This is a genomic window from Methylorubrum rhodesianum, from assembly GCF_014199985.1.
Taxonomy (GTDB): domain Bacteria; phylum Pseudomonadota; class Alphaproteobacteria; order Rhizobiales; family Beijerinckiaceae; genus Methylobacterium; species Methylobacterium rhodesianum.
Window position 1 is genome coordinate 37,074 of sequence record NZ_JACHOS010000017.1, and the last position, 17,730, is coordinate 54,803.

The 17,730-nt window shown below is 69.7% G+C and carries 16 protein-coding genes and 1 tRNA gene; 13 read left to right on the forward strand and 4 right to left on the reverse strand.

The annotated features are described in order from the left end of the window. Positions 1–46 precede the first annotated feature (46 nt). The gene (locus HNR01_RS21530; RefSeq protein ID WP_183669828.1) at positions 47–1,339 is read left to right on the forward strand and encodes a flavin monoamine oxidase family protein; all 1,293 of its coding nucleotides are present in this window, start codon (positions 47–49) and stop codon (positions 1,337–1,339) included. A 5-nt stretch (positions 1,340–1,344) separates the two neighbouring features. Here the strand turns inward: HNR01_RS21530 and HNR01_RS21535 are convergent, their stop codons facing one another. Next, positions 1,345–2,238 carry a LysR family transcriptional regulator gene (locus tag HNR01_RS21535; RefSeq protein WP_183669708.1) on the reverse strand — a complete coding sequence of 298 codons (894 nt, stop codon included), beginning with the start codon at positions 2,236–2,238 and terminating at the stop codon, positions 1,345–1,347. 132 nt (positions 2,239–2,370) lie between these two features. Between HNR01_RS21535 and HNR01_RS21540 the strand changes: the two genes are divergently transcribed. The 4 genes from HNR01_RS21540 (at position 2,371) to HNR01_RS21555 (ending at position 5,696) form a co-directional block, all read left to right on the forward strand. Continuing rightward, positions 2,371–2,766 carry a (R)-mandelonitrile lyase gene (locus HNR01_RS21540; RefSeq protein ID WP_183669710.1) on the forward strand — a complete coding sequence of 132 codons (396 nt, stop codon included), beginning with the start codon at positions 2,371–2,373 and terminating at the stop codon, positions 2,764–2,766. 101 nt (positions 2,767–2,867) lie between these two features. Next, positions 2,868–4,091: an MFS transporter gene (locus HNR01_RS21545; protein ID WP_183669712.1), complete on the forward strand. Its 1,224-nt coding sequence runs from the start codon at positions 2,868–2,870 to the stop codon at positions 4,089–4,091. A gap of 53 nt (positions 4,092–4,144) precedes the next feature. Further along, complete coding sequence (locus HNR01_RS21550) at positions 4,145–4,909, forward strand: glucose 1-dehydrogenase (RefSeq protein ID WP_183669714.1); 765 nt, start codon at positions 4,145–4,147, stop codon at positions 4,907–4,909. 10 nt (positions 4,910–4,919) lie between these two features. Next, positions 4,920–5,696, forward strand: a complete 777-nt coding sequence (locus HNR01_RS21555) for a glucose 1-dehydrogenase (protein WP_183669716.1) — start codon at positions 4,920–4,922, stop codon at positions 5,694–5,696. Positions 5,697–5,747: 51 nt separating this feature from the next. On the opposite strand, the gene HNR01_RS21560 is transcribed toward HNR01_RS21555, so the two are convergent. Beyond that, positions 5,748–6,641, reverse strand: coding sequence for a LysR family transcriptional regulator (locus HNR01_RS21560; protein ID WP_183669718.1), 894 nt, complete (start codon positions 6,639–6,641; stop codon positions 5,748–5,750). A gap of 270 nt (positions 6,642–6,911) precedes the next feature. Here HNR01_RS21560 and paoA point away from each other — a divergent pair, with 270 nt between their 5' ends. From paoA to HNR01_RS21600, 8 genes are all read left to right on the forward strand, one after another. Beyond that, positions 6,912–7,511 carry an aldehyde dehydrogenase iron-sulfur subunit PaoA gene (gene paoA, locus HNR01_RS21565; RefSeq protein WP_246417597.1) on the forward strand — a complete coding sequence of 200 codons (600 nt, stop codon included), beginning with the start codon at positions 6,912–6,914 and terminating at the stop codon, positions 7,509–7,511. Further along, positions 7,508–8,458 carry an FAD binding domain-containing protein gene (locus tag HNR01_RS21570; RefSeq protein WP_183669722.1) on the forward strand — a complete coding sequence of 317 codons (951 nt, stop codon included), beginning with the start codon at positions 7,508–7,510 and terminating at the stop codon, positions 8,456–8,458. Before paoA ends, HNR01_RS21570 begins: the two co-directional genes overlap by 4 nt. Positions 8,459–8,461: 3 nt before the next feature. Continuing rightward, positions 8,462–10,681, forward strand: coding sequence for an aldehyde oxidoreductase molybdenum-binding subunit PaoC (gene paoC / locus HNR01_RS21575; protein ID WP_183669724.1), 2,220 nt, complete (start codon positions 8,462–8,464; stop codon positions 10,679–10,681). 111 nt (positions 10,682–10,792) lie between these two features. Further along, complete coding sequence (locus HNR01_RS21580) at positions 10,793–11,191, forward strand: (R)-mandelonitrile lyase (protein WP_309236240.1); 399 nt, start codon at positions 10,793–10,795, stop codon at positions 11,189–11,191. Between the two features lie 40 nt (positions 11,192–11,231). Further along, a complete protein-coding gene (locus HNR01_RS21585) occupies positions 11,232–11,954 on the forward strand; it encodes a RibD family protein (RefSeq protein WP_183669727.1) in 723 nt (240 codons plus the stop codon). 662 nt (positions 11,955–12,616) lie between these two features. After that, complete coding sequence (locus tag HNR01_RS21590; protein ID WP_183669729.1) at positions 12,617–13,156, forward strand: DUF3489 domain-containing protein; 540 nt, start codon at positions 12,617–12,619, stop codon at positions 13,154–13,156. Next, positions 13,156–13,704, forward strand: a complete 549-nt coding sequence (locus HNR01_RS21595; protein WP_246417598.1) for a DUF2924 domain-containing protein — start codon at positions 13,156–13,158, stop codon at positions 13,702–13,704. Before HNR01_RS21590 ends, HNR01_RS21595 begins: the two co-directional genes overlap by 1 nt. Then, complete coding sequence (locus HNR01_RS21600; RefSeq protein WP_183669731.1) at positions 13,697–15,556, forward strand: recombinase family protein; 1,860 nt, start codon at positions 13,697–13,699, stop codon at positions 15,554–15,556. The genes HNR01_RS21595 and HNR01_RS21600 overlap by 8 nt, the downstream gene beginning before the upstream one ends. 358 nt (positions 15,557–15,914) lie before the next feature. On the opposite strand, the gene HNR01_RS21605 is transcribed toward HNR01_RS21600, so the two are convergent. Both HNR01_RS21605 and HNR01_RS21610 read right to left on the reverse strand, forming a co-directional pair. Further along, positions 15,915–16,004: transfer RNA gene (locus tag HNR01_RS21605), tRNA-Ser, on the reverse strand. Positions 16,005–16,173: 169 nt separating this feature from the next. Beyond that, a complete protein-coding gene (locus HNR01_RS21610) occupies positions 16,174–17,697 on the reverse strand; it encodes a heme biosynthesis protein HemY (RefSeq protein ID WP_017487452.1) in 1,524 nt (507 codons plus the stop codon). Positions 17,698–17,730: the final 33 nt, after the last annotated feature.

Consider the following 17,730-nt stretch of genomic DNA (forward strand, 5'->3'; position numbering starts at 1 on the left):
GCCTAGGCGCTTGTCCCGCCGAACAAGCGGCCTCACCTACAGCCCCATGGCCAGCGAGTTCGACGTCATCATCGTGGGGGGCGGCGCCGCCGGCATCGGCGCCGCGCGGAGGCTCGCCGCCGGCGGCGCATCGACCTTGCTGCTTGAGGCGTCGTCGCGCATCGGAGGGCGAGCCTGCACGCAGGACCTCGGAGGCTACCCGCTCGACCTGGGCTGCGAGTGGCTGCACTCGGGCGACCGCAACGCCTGGGTCGGCATCGCCGAGGCATCCGGCTTCCCGGTCGACCGAAGCGACCCGCCGTGGGCTCAGGCGCATCCCGGCATCACCCGGAACGAGGACGACGAGGAAGCGGCACGGAAGGCGTTCGGCGATTGGGAGGAGCGGCTTTGCGCGGTCGCGAAAGGGAGCGACCGCGCAAGCGACGCGATGGAGCCCGGCGGTCGGTGGAACGCCTATGTTCGGGCCATCGCCGGCTTCATGAGTGGCTTGGCGCCTGAGCAGATCTCCGCGACCGATTACCTGGCTTACGACGATGCCTCGACGGGCAAGAACTGGAACCTGCCGCTCGGCTACGGCACGCTGGTCGCCGCCAGCCTGCCGTCCTCGACGTCGCTGCGCCTGGTCACCCCCGCCGAGCGGATCGACCTGACGGCGGACGGCGTCGCCGTGACCACCCGCGCCGGCACCGTCCGCGCCGGGGCCGCCATCCTCACGGTTTCGACCGCGGTCCTGGCCGGCGACGCGATCCGCCTTCCTTCCGGGACGGAACCTTGGCGCGAGGCGGCCGCCGCCCTGCCACTCGGTCGCAACGAGAAGGTGTTCCTGGAGATCGGACGCGACACCGCGTTCGAGCCGGACACGCATGCCTACGGCAACCTGCATGACCCGAGGTCCGCCGCCTATTCCATCCGACCTAATGGATGGCCGGTGATCGAGGCGTTCCTCGGGGGCGACGGCGCCCGCATCGTGGAAGAGGATGGTCCGGCAGCAGGTTTTGCCCACGTGTCGGCCGAGTTGGCCGGCCTGTTCGGCAGCGACGTGGCGTCGGCGATCCGACCGCTCGCGGCGACGTCCTGGAGCCGTATGGCGTCCATCGGCGGCGCGTATAGCTGCGCCGTGCCGGGCCGATCCGATGCGCGGGCACGGCTGGCCCGGCCCTTCGAGGGCCGGCTCTTCTTCGCGGGCGAGGCGACGCACCCCCACGACTTCACGACAGCCCACGGGGCCCACGACAGCGGGCAGAGGGCCGCCGACGAGGCAGTGGCGGCGCTTTGGGACAGGCACCGCCTCGGACGGCGAGACCTGCTCGCCGCCGCAGGAGCGCGAGCGGCCCGGTAGCGACTTCAGACGCGGTAGCGCAGCGCCTCAACCAAGACGGCCAGCGCCGGCGCCGGCTCGCCGCGGCTCGGATAGTACAGGTGATAGCCGGAGAACGGCTCGCACCAATCCTCCAGAACCCTGACCAGCCTGCCCGTCTCAAGGTGCGAAAGCACGCCGTCCTCGGGCAGGTAGGCGATGCCGAACCCGTCCAGCGCTGCCTCCAGGATGAGGGTGACGGTGTTGGAGACCAGCTGACCCTCGACCCAGACGCGGAGCTCGCGCCCACCCTTCTCGAACTCCCAGGCATAGAGGCCGCCATGGGTCGGCAGGCGCAGGTTGATGCAGGTATGGCCCGTCAGGTCGTCCGGCCGCTCCGGCTTCGGTCGCGCAGCGAAGTAGGCCGGAGCGGCGACCGCGGCCATGCGCAAGTCGGGCCCGATCCGCACGGCGGTCATGTCCTTGGCCACGGTCCCGCCCAGCCGGATGCCGGCGTCGATGCGCTCGGCGACGATGTCGGTCAGGCCGTAGTCGACGACCGTCTCGACCTTGATGTCCGGGTAATCCGGCAGTAGGCGCCGCAAGGCCGGCCAGAGCACCGTTCGTGCCGCGTGCTCGTCTGCGGTGATGCGCACGGTCCCGGCCGGCTTGCCTCGCATCTCGGCCAAGCCGGCGAGCCCGGCCTCGACCTCGTCGAAACGGGGGCCGACCGCCCTGAGGAGACGCTCCCCAGCCTCGGTCGGCGCCACGCTGCGGGTGGTGCGGGCGAGGAGCCTGATGCCGAGACGCGCCTCAAGACCCCGGACCGTCTGGCTCAGTGCAGGCTGCGAGACCCCAAGCTGCGCGGCCGCCTTGGTGAAACTGCCCGCGCGCGCGACAGCGACGAACGCGACGAGGTCGTTCAGGCTCTCGCGCAGCATCCATAAGCCCTGCTCATGACCTCATGTTGGTTTGAGCATCTAATGCAGCCCAAGCTCAGGCGCTAGCTTCCGGCCCGAACGACGTCGGCATGGGCCGCCGTCACGGTTGCCAAGTTGTCAAGGAACATCGCCATGGAGATCATGCGCGTCGGCTCGCGTCCTTCTGGCAAGGGCCCGGAGGACTGGTTCACCGGCACCGTCCGAGTCGACCCGCTGTTCAGCCCGATCGAGCCGGCCCGGGCGGGCGGGGCCCTGGTCACCTTCGAGCCGGGCGCCCGCACGGCCTGGCATACCCACCCGCTCGGCCAGACGCTGATAGTCACGGCGGGTTGCGGCCGGGTCCAGCGCGAGGGCGGTCCCGTCGAGGAGATCCGTCCCGGCGACGTGGTCTGGTTCTCGCCCGGCGAGAGGCACTGGCACGGGGCCGGTCCGACCACCGCGATGAGCCACATCGCGATCCAGGAGGCGCTCGACGGCAGCCCCGTGACCTGGATGGAGAAGGTCACCGACGGCCAGTACGGCGCCTAAGGCCGGTCGCCCGCCCAGGCCGCGACGCCGAGGCCGGCCGAGCCGGTCTTTCGCGCGGTGTCACACTCAAAACCGAACATAGAGAAAGGGGCGGATCGCCCATGAACGCGAACGAGGTCTGTGCGAACGGGGTCGCCATCGGCGAGGCAGGCGCCTCCCGGGCGCAAGGGTGGGGCGCGGTGTTCGCCATGTCCCTGTGCGCAGCGACCCTCGTGGCGTCCGAGTTCATGCCGGTGAGTTTGCTGACCCCCATTGCCACAGACCTGCACCTGACCGAGGGGCAGGCGGGTCAGGCCATCGCGGTTTCCGGCCTGTTCGCCGTGCTGACCAGCCTGTTCATCGCGCCGGCGACCCCGCGGCTCGACCGCCGGACGCTTCTCCTAGGGCTGACCGTCGTCATGCTGGTCTCGGGGCTCGCCGTCGCATTCGCGCCGAACGCCGCGGTGTTCCTGAGCGGACGGGCGCTGGTCGGCATGGTCATCGGCGGGTTCTGGTCGCTGTCGGCGGCGACGGTCATGCGCCTCGTGCCGGCCGAGGACGTGCCACGCGGCCTCGCCATCCTAAACGGCGGCAACGCGCTCGCCACGACGGTCGCCGCGCCGCTCGGCAGCTTCCTCGGTCAGTACATTGGCTGGCGCGGCGCCTTCTTCTGTGTCGTGCCGGTCGCCGCGGTGACCTTCGCCTGGCTGTTCCTCACCCTGCCGGCGATGCCGAACCGGACGCGGGCCGACGCCTTCGCAACGTTCAAGGTCCTGCGCCGGCCGCGCGTGCCGCTGGGCATGCTCGCCGCCGCCCTGTTCTTCCTCGGCCAGTTCGCCCTGTTCACCTACCTGCGGCCGTTCCTGGAGACAGTGACCGGGGTGGACACCTCGACCCTGTCCGTCCTGCTGCTGGTGCTCGGCGTATCGGGCCTAGTGGGCACCTCCCTCATAGGCCGCATCCTGCAGACGAACCTGTACGGCTCCCTGGTCGTCATGCCGCTTGCGATGGCGCTGCTCGCGGTGAGCCTGATCTGGTTCGGGGCGTCACTGCCCATGGTGGCTGGCCTGCTGGCGCTGTGGGGGCTGATCGGCACGGCGGCGCCCGTCGGTTGGTGGACCTGGGTAAGCCAAGCCCTGCCGGACGAGGCGGAGGCGGGCGGCGGCCTGATGGTCGCGGTGGTCCAGTTCGCCATCACGGGCGGCGCGGCCTTCGGTGGGCTGCTGTTCGACCATGCCGGCTACCAGGCGACCTTCACGTTCAGCGCCCTCGTTCTCGTCGGCTGCGCCGCGGCGGCGCTCCTGTCCGCCCGCGGCGCCCGTCTCGCCACGCGACCGCAAACCTGACCCAGGCGCCCCCGGGCGGCAGGAATCCCCGCATTCCCACATAAGGGCTTGAGATGAACCCGACCTACGACTTCGAGGGCCAGGTCGCCCTCGTCACCGGCGCCGCCATGGGCATGGGCCTGGCGACCGCCCGGATGTTCGCCGAGGCGGGCGCCTCCGTGGTCCTGGCCGACTTCAACGAGGACGCCCTCGGCAAGGCCGTCGCCGCGTTGGAGGCCGCGGGTCACAAGGTGCTGGGCGTGCGCTGCGACGTCTCGAACGACGCTGAGGTCGCCGTCATGGTCCGGCGCACGGTCGACACCTTCGGCCGTCTCGATGCCGCCTTCAACAACGCCGGCATCCAGATCCCGTCGGCGGAGGTCACCGACGTGCCCGAGGCCGACTACGAGAGGGTCATGGCGGTGAACCTGCGCGGGGTCTGGAACTGCATGCAGCATGAGTTGCGGCAGATGCAGCGCCAGGGCAGCGGCACCATCGTGAACTGTTCGTCGGTGGGCGGGTTGGTCGGGGGGCCGAACCTCGCTGCCTACCACGCCTCGAAGCATGGCGTGATCGGGCTGACCAAGAGCGCCGCGCTGGAGAACGCCTCGCGCGGCATCCGGGTCAACGCGGTCTGCCCGGGCACCATCGACACGCCCATGGTGGCCGCGATGAAGGAGGCCAAGCCGGAGGCCATGGAGGGCTTCATCAAGCGCCAGCCCATCGGGCGGCTCGGCCGACCGGAGGAGATCGGGGCCGCGGTCCTCTGGCTCTGCAGCGACGCGTCGAGCTTTATCCTGGGCCACGCCCTTGCTGTCGATGGCGGCTTCACGGTCTGAGGACACGAACATGACCCAGGACACCCGCTTCTCCGGCAAGGTCGCCTTCGTCACCGGCGCGACCAGCGGCATCGGCCGGGCGACCGCCGTCGCCTTCGCGCGGGCCGGCGCTGACGTCGCGCTTCTCGACGTGCAGGAGGACGGCATCCGGAAGACCGCCCGCCTCGTCGAGGAGAGCGGCCGCTCGGCGCTGGCCATCCCGTGCGACGTGACCGACGGCGCCGCGGTCCGGTCGGCCGTCGAGCAGGCGGTGGCGCGGTTCGGACGCCTGGACGTCGCCTTCAACAACGCCGGGATCGAGCAGCCCTACGGCGCCCTGGACGCGGTGACGGAGGAGTTCTGGGACCGCATCGTCGCGGTCAACCTGCGTGGCGTGTTCCTGGTCATGAAGTACCTCGTGCCGGTCATGCTCCGGCAGGGCGGCGGGTCCATCGTCAACACCTCGTCGGGCGCCGGCATCGTCGGCATCGCCGGACAGGCGGCCTACTCCGCCACGAAGTTCGGCACCATCGGCCTCACGAAGTCCGCCGCGCTCGATTACGCCGGCAAGAACATCCGGGTGAACGCCATCTGCCCCGGCATCATCGACACCGCCATGATCCGGCGCGTGGCCGAGGGAGCGCCGGACGGGTACGACAGCATGGTCGCGCAGGAGCCTGTCGGACGCCTCGGGAAACCCGAGGAGATCGCCTCCGCCGTCCTTTGGCTGAGCTCGGCCGACGGGGCCTTCACGACGGGGCATGCCATGGTCGTCGACGGCGGCCAGACCGTCGGTCTGGGCGGTTGATCCGGGTTCCTTCGCAAGGAAGGCTGCAGGCGTCACCGATGCCGACGCCCGTCAGACCCGATAGCGCAGCGCCTCGACGAGGACCGTGAAGGCCGGCGCGGGCTGGCGGCGGCTCGGATAGTACAGGTGGTAGCTCGGGAAGGGCTCGCACCAGTCCTCCAGCACCCGCGCCAGCCGTCCCTCCGCCACGTCGGCCTGCACCTCCTGCTCGGGTAGGTAGGCCAGCCCGAGCCCGGCCAAGGCCGCGCTGCGGATCAGGCGCAGGCTGGTGAAGGCGAGTTGGCCGCCGACCCGGACGGCGACCTCTCGCCCCCTCCGCTCGAACTCCCAGGGGAACAGGTCGCCGCGGGAAACGCGCGCCAGGTTGATGCACCGGTGGGCGGTCAGTTCCTCGGGCTTCCGGGGCCTGGACCGGCCCTTGAAGTAGCCCGGCGTTCCGACCACCGCCATGCGCATGGGCGGCGCGATGCAGACCGTGACCATGTCCTTCTCAACGTACTCCCCGATGCGCACGCCCGCGTCGAAGCGCTCGGCCACGATGTCCGTCCGGACGTCCGAGGAGACGACCTCGACGTGAATGTCGGGGTATTCCGGCAGCAGCCTCTGCAGGACCGGCCAGAGGACCGTCTCGGCCGCGAGCTCGGGCGCCGTGATCCGGATATTGCCCGCCGGCTTGTCGCGGAACTCGGTCAACGCCGCGAGCTCGACCTCGATCTGCTCGAACTGCGGCCCCACGGAGCGCAGCAGGCGCTCGCCGGCCTCGGTCGTCGAGACGCTGCGGGTGGAGCGGTTCAGCAACTGCAGCCCGAGCCGCGCCTCCAGACCATTCATGGCGTGGCTCAGCGCCGATTGCGTGACGCCCAGGCGCTTGGCGGCGCGGGTGAAGCTTCCTTCCTTCGCGACGGTGGCGAAGGAGAGCAGGTCGGTCATGTCCTGTCGTGCCATCGCCCATCTCCGCCTGGATGCATCGACCCACCATTCGTGGTCCCTCGTACCACGCGCGTTCGCAAATCCATAAGCTGCACTCATAGGCTTATGTGGGAACGGGGCCCTAATCGTCGCGGCCAAGCGCCGTACCTTGGAGCCTATTCAAGCTGTCCGGGTTGGCCCTGGACACCCCCACAACGATGCACGGCCATCGGTCGGTCATCCCCTGCAAGCTCGGAGGCCGCGATGGGTCGTCCTGGAGACATCGCATTGAACCAGAGAGACCTCATGGTCGGAGCATCCGCCGCGGTGGCCCTGGCCGCCACCCCAGCCGGCGCCGGCGCAGGCGCAGCTCCCGTAGGCACGGACAAGCCCGTGACGGCGAAGGTGTCGCTCACCGTGAATGGGCAGCGCCGGGAGGTTGAGCTCGACACCCGCACCAGCCTGCTCGACGCGGCGCGCGAGCACCTGCACCTGACCGGTTCCAAGAAGGGCTGCGACCACGGCCAGTGCGGCGCCTGCACGATGATCGTTGACGGCCGGCGCATCAACGCCTGCCTGACGCTGGCGGTCATGCACCAGGGTTCGGAGATCACCACCATCGAGGGGCTGGGTCAGCCCGAGGCCCTGCATCCGATGCAGGCGGCGTTCGTGAAGCACGACGGCTACCAGTGCGGCTACTGCACGCCGGGCCAGATCTGCTCAGGCGTCGCGGTGCTCGCCGAGATCAAGGCCGGTATCCCGAGCCACGTCACCGCTGACCTTGAAGCCGCGCCGCAGGTCACCGAGGCCGAGATCCGCGAGCGCATGAGCGGCAACATCTGCCGCTGCGGCGCCTATTCCAACATCGTCGAGGCGATGACCGAGGTCGCCGGGAGGCCCGCATGAAGTCCTTCACCTACGAGCGCCCCAACACCCCGGCCGAGGCGGCCGCCGCGGTCGCGCGCACGCCGAACGCCAAGTTCATCGCCGGCGGCACCAACCTGCTCGACCTGATGAAGCTCCAGATCGAGACGCCGACGCACCTCGTCGACGTGAACGGCCTGAACCTGGACAAGGTCGAGGCGACGCCCGAGGGCGGCCTGCGCATCGGTGCGCTGGTGCGCAACACCGACCTTGCCGCTGACCCGCGCGTGTGGAAGGATTATGGCGTCCTCAGCCGGGCCCTGCTCGCGGGGGCTTCGGGCCAGCTGCGCAACAAGGCGACGACCGCCGGCAACCTGCTCCAGCGGACCCGCTGCCCGTACTTCTACGACACCGCCCAGGCCTGCAACAAACGCCAGCCGGGCTCGGGCTGCTCGGCGCTCGACGGCGTGAGCCGGTCGCTGGCCGTCATCGGATCGAGCGAGACCTGCATCGCGACCCATCCCGGAGACATGGCGGTGGCCATGCGGGTGCTCGACGCCACCGTCGAGACCGTCGACGCCAAGGGCGGCGAGCGCAGGATCCCTATCGCCGAGTTCCACCGCCTGCCTGGGGACAGGTCCGAGGTCGACACGACACTGAAGCTGGGCGAGCTCATCACCGCGGTGACGCTGCCGAAGCCGGTCGCCGGCACGCACATCTACCGCAAAGTCCGTGACCGAGCCTCCTACGCCTACGCGCTCGTCTCGGTAGCGGCCATTCTTGGCAAGGACGGAAGCGGCCACGTCGCCTTCGGCGGCGTCGCCCATAAGCCCTGGCGGGTCGAGGCGGCCGAAGCCGACCTGCCGCACGGCGCCAAGGCGGTGACCGCCAAGGCCTTCGCCGGCGCCAAGCCGACCGAGGACAACGCCTACAAGCTGAAGCTCGCCGAGCGCACGCTCGCGGCGGCGCTCAACCAAGCGAGGGCCTGAGCCATGAAGTTCGACACCCCCGCCGGCCAGAACCCCATCGACCAGCTCAAAGTCGTGGGCAAGCCGACCGACCGCATCGACGGCAAGTACAAGACCACGGGCATGGCGCCCTACGCCTACGAACGCCACGACGTGGCGACCAACCAGGCCTACGGCTACGTGCTCGGCGCCGGCATCGCCAAGGGCCGCGTCCGCCGCATCGACATGACGGCGGCCAAGCGGGCGCCTGGCGTCCTTGGCATCGTGACGACGCTGGACCATCCGAGGATGGAGCGCGGCATGATGAATGCCGCCTTCCTGTTCGGCGGCGACGAGGTGCAGCACTACCACCAAGCCATCGCGGTGGTGGTCGCCGAGACCTTCGAGCAGGCCCGGGCCGCGGCTTTCCTCGTGAAGGTCGATTACGACAGCAAACCCGGCAAGTTCGACCTCGCCGCCGAGGCGAAGGGCGCCAAGCCGGTCCCGGGCGACAGCGGCGAGGGCAGCGGCGGCAACGGCGAGGAGCGCGTCGGCGACTTCGAGGGCGCCTTCGCGCAGGCTCCGGTGCAGTTCGACGAGACCTACTCAACCGCCGACGAGAGCCACGCGATGATGGAGCCCCACGCGACCATCGCGGCGTGGGACGGCGACAAGGTCACCCTCTGGACCTCGAACCAGATGATCGCCTGGGGCCATGGCAGCCTCGCCAAGATCCTCGGCGTCCCGAAAGAGAACGTCCGCCTCGATTCCCCCTACGTGGGCGGCGGTTTCGGCGGGAAGCTGTTCGTGCGCGCCGACGCAGTGCTGGCCGCGCTCGCGGCGAAAGCCGTCCGGCGCCCGGTGAAGGTGGCGCTCACTCGTCCGCTGGTCATGAACAACACGACGCACCGGCCCGCCACGATCCAGCGGGTGCGCATCGGCGCGACGAAGGACGGCATCATCACGGCCATCGCGCACGAGAGCACGTCGGGGAACCTGCCCGACGGCGACCCCGAGACGGCGGTAAGCCAAACCAAGCTGCTGTACGCGGGCGCCAACCGCCTGACCGCGATGAAGCTCGCCCATCTCGACCTGCCTGAGGGCAACGCCATGCGCGCGCCGGGCGAGGCCCCGGGCCTGATGGTGCTGGAGGTCGCCATGGACGAGATGGCGGAGAAGCTCGGGATGGACCCGGTCGAGTTCCGCATCCGCAACGACACCCAGGTCGACCCGCAGGACCCGAAGCGCCCGTTCTCGCATCGCGACCTCGTCGGATGCTTGAGGCTGGGGGCGGAGAAGTTCGGTTGGTCGAAGCGCAACGCGAAGCCGGGCCAGGTCCGCGACGGGCAATGGCTCGTCGGCATCGGCATGGCGGCGGCGTTCCGCAACAACATGGTGATGAAGTCAGGCGCGCGGGTGCGGCTGGCCGCCGACGGCACGGTCACGGTCGAGACCGACATGACCGATATCGGCACCGGCAGCTACACCATCATCGCCCAGACGGCGGCCGAGATGATGGGCGTGTCGCTCGACAAGGTCGCTGTGCGGCTGGGCGACTCTTCCTTCCCGGTCTCCTCAGGGTCGGGCGGCCAGTTCGGGGGCAACTCCTCGACGGCCGGCGTCTACGCGGCCTGCGTGAAGCTGCGCGAGGCGGTGGCGCAGCGCCTCGGCATCAACTCGGCCGACGCGGTGTTCGCCGACGGGCAGGTCCGGGCCGGCAACCGCGCCGCGCCGCTCGGCGAGGCCGCGAGGCAGGGTGAAGTCACGGCCGAGGACACCATCGAGTTCGGCGACATCTCGAAGAAGCAGCAGCAGTCGACCTTCGGGGCGCACTTCGTCGAGGTCGGCGTCGATGCCTACACCGGCGAGACCCGGGTCCGGCGGATGCTGGCGGTGTGCGCGGCGGGGCGCATCCTCAACCCGAAATCCGCCCGCAGCCAAGTGATCGGCGGTATGGTCATGGGCACTGGCGCGGCCCTGATGGAGGAGCTTGCGGTCGACACCAAGCGCGGCTTCTTCGCCAACCATGACCTCGCCGGCTATGAGGTGCCGGTCCACGCCGACATCCCGCACCAGGAGGTGGTCTTCCTCGACGAGGTCGACCCGATGTCCTCGCCCATGAAGGCCAAGGGCGTCGGCGAGCTGGGTATCTGCGGGGTGGGCGCCGCGGTGGCGAACGCGGTCTACAACGCCACCGGCATCCGGGTTCGGGATTACCCGATCACCCTCGACAAGCTCCTCGACCGCATGCCCGACGCGGCGTGAACCGGAGGGACCGAGATGCGCATCCCTGTCGGCTTCCTGTCGCTCGTGCTCGCCGGCGTGATGGCCGGCGGGACGGTTCAACCCTCCGCCGCCGGACCGTCGGACGCGGCGATTACGGTTCAAAGGAGCGGCTCCCAGCCCTCGGCCAAAGGTTCGCCGGAGTGGTTCACCGGCTCCGTGCGCGTCGACCCGCTTTTGAGGGAGATGCCGCCGTCACGGATGTCGGGCGGGCTCGTCACCTTCGAGCCGGGCGCGCGAACGGCCTGGCACACGCACCCGCTCGGCCAGACCCTGATCGTCACGGCCGGAGCCGGCCGGGTGCAACAGTGGGGCGGCCAGGTTCAGGAGATCCGGCCGGGCGACGTGGTGCGCATACCGCCCGGCGTGAAGCACTGGCACGGCGCCTCGGCTACAGCCGGCATGAGCCACGTCGCCATCGCGGAGGCGCTCGACGGCAAAGTCGTCGATTGGATGGAGCATGTCACGGACGCGCAATACCGGGGCGAGTGAGCCACCCGCGTCCCCTGACCGAAAAGGAAACCGCGACCCGATGCGACCGAAGATCATCTGCCACATGGTGAGCTCCATCGACGGGCGGCTGCACCCCAGCCGCTTCACGGTGCCCGCGGCCGGCGTCGACGGGGCACGGCTGCGGAAGCATTACGACGAGGTCGCGGCCCGCTTCGGCGCCCAGGGCTGGATGTGCGGGCGCGTGACCATGCAGGAGATCTCGAAGGGCAAGCCGCGGCAGGTGACCGGGCCGGGCGTCTCCTCGCGCGAGCCGTTCGTCGGAGACCGGAAGGACCGCGACCTCGCAATCGCCATCGACCCGAAGGGGCGCGTTCACTACGGGCAGGACAACCTGCTCGGCGACCATGCAGTCGCCGTGCTTTCCGAAACGGTGTCAGACGCCTACTTGGCCGAGCTGCGCGAGGACGGCGTGTCCTACCTGTTCGCAGGCCCGGACGGCCGGGACCTCGCTAAGGCCATGGACGCGCTCGGCGAGGCGTTCGGCGTCGAGACCATCCTCCTGCAAGGCGGCGCGAGCATCAACGGCTCCTTCCTGAAGGCCGGGCTCATCGACGAGATGAGCGTCCTCATCCAGCCGGCGGTCGACGGCCTCGCCGGCGTCCAGAGCATCTTCGACTACCAGGGCGAGGCCGACGAACGGCCGGGCGCCGGGCAAGCACTCCGGCACCTCCACACTGAGACGCTCGAAGGCGGGATGGTATGGTTGCGCTACAAGGTCGAGGACGCGCCTGCCGGCGCCTGACCGCGCAGCCAGGAAAGGCGAGACACCCACATCAAGGGCGAACGCGCTTCGCTCAAAAAACTGAGGGGCCGCCACCTTGGGGTGGCGGCCCTCTTTTACTTTAGGTTGCTCCGGTGCGGAACTTTGGTTCGGCTATCAAACAGCTACGCGTCGGCACGGTCAGCAGCGGCAAAGCGGTGATGTTGGTGATCTTGATCGCAGGGTTCACGGCACGCGCTGCATTCGCCCTACCAGCGGGGCAGTGAAGGCTTCTACGACGTCCGCTTCCTTCGTCGAAGCGGACGACAAAGGCCGCGGTGTGAAGGGACCGCTATGGGTCAGGAGTTCGCACGCCGCTTGTACGTCTGTCGGCCAAAAGCGGCGAAGCTGACTTCTCTACGGCCGGCTTGGCGACTGCCGTGATCACACATCACGAAGCCGACTGATTCCAGTTCGGTTGGTCCCCGCGCAGGGAAGGGGGGAAGCCCCATGCAAACAAGTTCACGGAAGTAGCAACGCGTCCTCGTGGACCGACTGGACTTCGCCAGACACCTGAGCATTGCTGTGGCTGTGCCGGATGACTGCTCACCGGCGCGCATGTCACCCCGCTGGCGCACGAGCCACTCGCGGGGTCCGCTCAGTGACAGCGCCAGAGCTGCCGCCCAGAGACGGACGACACAAACATGCCACGCAAAACGGCCGACACCCTCAGCCAGACGCAACGCCTGATCCTGACCCAGGCCGCTCATCACCCCGAACAGCGTGTCCTCTGCCCTGACACGATCAAGCCGCCAACCTTCCGCGCCAGCCTGTCCGTCCTCCGCACACGCGGACTGATCGCTGATATGCCTCACGCTGAGGGCAAGCGAGGAAGGCAGGTGTGCCTCATTATCACCGCCGAAGGCCGGGCCGCCATCGGCATCATGCCGCTGGCGCTTGTCGCTCCTGAGGAGGCGAAAGGCAGCGACCCTATAAGCGGTGCAGACGACAAGCCTAAGCCAAGCAAGCAGGCGCTTCTCATTGCGCTGCTGAGCCAGCCGGAGGGAGCAACGCTCGAGACGCTGGCCACCGCAACCCACTGGCTGCCGCATACCACCCGCGCTGCACTCACCCGCCTGCGCCAGCGCGGTCTCGCCATCCTCACCGTGCGCGCCGCCGGGGTCAGCACCCGCTACAAGCTCGCCGAGCAAAGCCCGGCCGCCTCAGCCGAGGCAATGGCCTGATGCCACAGTCGAGCAGGACGAAGAACCCGGCCGCTCCGGCTGCGTTCGTTGACGCACAGGAGCGGCCGGCCGGACGACAAGTGCTGGGCCGGGCGCCGCTGCAGCTCTCTGAGTTGGCGCAGATGAGCACGGTGGAGCTGCGCCAAGCCTGGCGCAGGCTGTTCCCCCAGCCGCCACCGCCGCTCAGCCGCGACCTGATCGTGCGCGCGCTGGCCTACCGCCTTCAGGAGGTCGCGCAGGGCGGCCTCTCCAAAGCCAACCAGCGTCACCTGCGTGCCTTGGCTCAGCGGGGGAGGGGAGGAACCACTATGCCTGACACACCGGCGGTGCCGCCTGCGCTTCTGCTGCGGCCCGGCACCCGCCTCGTGCGCGAGTGGCACGGCCGTAGCCATGTTGTCACCGTCACGGAAGGCGGCTTCGAACTCGAGGATCAGCGCTACCGCTCCCTCAGCCAGATCGCCAAGCACATCACCGGCAGCCACTGGTCCGGTCCCCGTTTCTTTGGCCTGACCGGGCGCAGGGTGGGGCGCGAGACGAGCCATGCCTAGATCGAAGCCGGTGCCGTCCTCAACCAAGCCGGCACGGCTGCGCTGTGCCGTCTATACCCGCAAGTCGAGTGAGGAGGGGCTGGAGCAGTCCTTCAACTCGCTCGATGCGCAGCGTGAGGCCTGCGCCGCCTACATCGCCAGCCAGCGGCACGAGGGCTGGGGGCTGCTGCCCACCCTCTACGACGATGGCGGCTACTCGGGCGGCAGCATGGAGCGGCCCGCCCTGCAGCGGCTTCTCGCCGACGTGGCGGCCGGCCGCGTCGACGTGGTGGTTGTCTACAAGGTCGATCGCCTCACCAGAGCTCTGGCCGACTTCGCTCGCATTGTGGCCGTGTTCGACGCGCGGCAGGTCTCGTTCGTGTCGGTGACCCAGGCCTTCAACACCACCAGCAGCATGGGCCGGCTGACGCTCAACGTGCTGCTCTCCTTCGCCCAGTTCGAGCGCGAGGTCACGGGCGAGCGCATCCGTGACAAGATCGCGGCGAGCAAGCGCAAGGGCATGTGGATGGGCGGCCTGCCGCCGCTCGGCTACGACGTGGGCGAGCGCAGGCTGGTGGTGAATGAGGTCGAGGCCGAGACGGTGCGCCACATCTTCCGGCGCTACTGTGCCCTGCGCTCGGTCCGTCTGCTGCAGCTCGAGCTGGCGCAAGCGGGCATCCTGAGCAAGCGGCGGCGCGCCTCCGATGGCGGTCACTTCGGCGGCCAGCCTTTGGCTCGTGGTGCCCTTTACGCGATGCTCGCCAACCGGCTCTACCTGGGTGAGGTCGTGCACAAGGGGCAGAGCTATGCCGGCGAGCACACGGCGATTGTCGATGCCGAGCTGTTTGCCGCAGTACAGAGGGTCCTGACGCAGAACCGAGTCGAGCGTGATAGTGGCGCTACGGCGGATGCACCGAGCCTGCTGGCTGGCCTCGTCTACGATGCACAGGGTCAGCGGCTGACGCCGAGCCACACGCTCAAGCGCGGCCTTCGCTACCGCTACTACGTCTCGCATAGCCTCGTCTCCGGAAAACGGATCCCCACCCGGTCCAGCGGATCCAGGAAGCTCGGAGACACAGATCAGAGCGATGCGGGCGCGGCCGATGCGCCGCGGAGTGGTAATCAGCGGCTGCCGGCTCTGGCACTGGAGGCTCTGGTCACGGGGCGATTGCGTGAGCTGCTCGGCAGCGCCAGCGCGTTGCACGAGCTGGTGCGCGAGCACTCGGCTTCCGAGCAGCAGCGCTTGCTTGCCGCAGGTGCCGCTCTGGCAGCCCACTGGCACGAGGCACCTGCAGGCGAGCAGCGGCAGCGTCTTCGCGTGTGTCTGCGCCGCATCGTGGTGCGGGCGGACGGCATCGAGCTGCACGTCGACACGGCGCGTCTGCTTCAGGGCCTCACTGGATCCTTGTGCGTACCCGGTGCTGCCGCTGGGGCTCATGCAGATGCGCAGGCACTCAGCCAAGCCAACGCTTCAGACGGGGACGATGGCGAGCTGGATCGAGGCGCGGTGCTGGTGTTGCGTGTGCCGGCTGTGCTGCAGCGGGTGGGGCAGGAACTGCAGCTGGTGATCTCGGGTGAGCGCAAAGGGCCGGCACCCGATGCGAGCCTGACCGGTCTGCTCGCCCGAGCGCAGCAGCTGCGCGAGCGCATCTTCGGCGAGACGCAGCTGTCGATCGATGATGCGGCGCAGGAGGAAGGGCTGTCGCGCTCCTACGTCACGCGCCTCCTCCGCCTCAGTTTCTTGGCACCGGACATCGTGGCGCGGCTGCTCTCAGGCGAGCATCCGCCGGAGCTGACGGCGACCCGCCTGATGGCGGACACGCGACTGCCGATGGACTGGAGTGAGCAGCGCAAGCTCCTCGGGCTCGGCTGAGCCGACCCGACGAACGACGAGTCTGAGCCATCACAACAGCATCTGGAGGAGCGGGGTCCGACGGGCCTCGTTCTCGTTCGTGGCGTGAGCTTCCGAGATGTCTGTCGCACGTCAGCGGCTGCCTGGATCGCGCCTGTCTCTCTTGCCGCTGGAAGTCGGGTGGGTAGGAAGCAGGCCGAGAAGGTGGCACTGGCGAATGGCGCTGGCGAGACGTTGAGCCTGTAAAGGCCGATGCTGCGCTGCATCGGTGTCTCTGCGAGGCAGGTTGCTGTTGCTGGCCATGCAAAGTCCCGGCAGGCATGAAGAAAATGCCGCGCCTGCCGAAGCCGGGATGAACTGCTCAAATTTCGCGAGTTACTGGCGGAGGGAGCGGGATTCGAACCCGCGATACCGTTTCCGGTATACACACTTTCCAGGCGTGCGCCTTCAACCACTCGGCCACCCCTCCGGAACCGGCCGGGGACCGACGCGCGCTCGGCGCGGGCGGTGGTCTCTTGCGGCAGGTGGCGGGTCTGTAGCCGGGGCGCCGACATCTGGCAAGGCGGAGAATGCCACAGAATGCACGCCGCGTGCGCCGCGGGGCCGCCGCCCGGTGCCGGACCGGGCGGCGCAGGGTCTCACGCGATGCGGCGCGGCCGGTCCGCGGCGGTCTCCTGCGGCGCCGGCGACGGATTGGCCGGGGCGTTGACGGGCGCCGGCGTCGGCGGCGTCGACGGGGTGCCAGCGCCGGTCTGGAGGAAGCCGGGGGTGGAGGGCGCCGGGCTGTCGGCCGTGATCGGCGCGGGCACCGCCGGGATCTCGGTCGGAGCCACCGGCTCGGTCGGGGCCGGCGCCTCATCCTCGTCGGGACCGGCCAGGATCTCGGGCGGCGTCTTCCACACGAAGGCATCGAGGCGGCCGGTGACCGGCGAGACCGGTGCCCAGCGCTCGGAGATGACGCCGTCGGCGACCCAGGCCGGGTCGCGCGGGGCGCGGGCGGCGCGGGCGAGCCATTCGCGGGAGCGTCCGCTCTCCGCCCCGTGCTCGGCGGCCTCGATCCGCGCCATCATCCGGCAGACACGCGCCGTCGGCCGGTCGTCGGCGAGCGGCGCGAGCGCCTCCCGGGCGCGGGCGAAATCCTTCGCCTCGGTCGCGGCCTGGGCGATCACGAGGCGCGATTCCGGATCCCAGGAGGAGAGCTTGGCCAGATTCTCGGCACGGGCCAGACGGTCGCGGGCGGAATCACCGGTGCGCAGGTTCAGGTAGACCTTGGCGAGTTCCGGATGCGGCGTCGCCTTCCAGGCCGCCTCGAGGATCTTGGCGGCCTTGCGCAGATCGTTGCGTCGGGCGAGCAGCCGGCCGGCAATGACCGCCGCGGGCACGAGATCCGGGGCGAGCTTGACCGCCTTCAGCGCCTGCTCGGTCGCGGTATCGGGCTCGCCGGCCTCGTGGCGCTGGGCCGCGGCCGTGAGCAGGACCGCCCGCTGGCGGCGCGCAGCGTTCTTGTCCATCAGGCCGAGGGCGGCACGGCGCTCCACGGTCTCCGTGGCGGCCGACCACTCGCCGTCGGCGCATTGGGCTTCCAGAACCGCCTCGTTCGCCCAGGTGACGCTCGGCGCCAGCCGGGCGGCCTCGGCAGCGTAGGCGCGGGCGGCGCCTTCGTCCTCGCGGCGGCGGGCCTCCACGAACAGGCCGCGCAGGCCGAGCACCCGGGTCTCGGGATCGTCGGCCATCCGCTTGAACGCTTGCTCGGCCGCGTCCCGGTCACCGGAGATCTGCGCGGCCTGGGCCTTGAGCAGGAGGGTCAGCGGCTGGCTGCCGAGCAGGCGTTCGGCATCGCCCGCATGGCGTCGGGCCGCCAGCGGGTCACCGGAGCCGACGGCAATCATGCCGCGCGAGAGCGAAGCGAGGCCCTTGTTGCGGCGGCGCTCGCGGGTCGAGCGGCTGATGCTGGCCGGCAGGCCGATCACGCCGGTGACGATCGCCCAGATGAGGCCGAGGACGATCGCCGCCACCAGCACGCCGGTCAGGGCGATGGCGAGGCTCATGCCGACCTCGTAGCCGTTCCAGACGACGGTCACGGTGCCCGGATGGTCGGCGATCCACACCGCGCCGTAGGCGGCGACGGCCAGGAGGGCCAGGAAGACGAGGGCGCGCCACATGGGTCAGGGCCTCCTTGGAAGCACGGGGAGCGG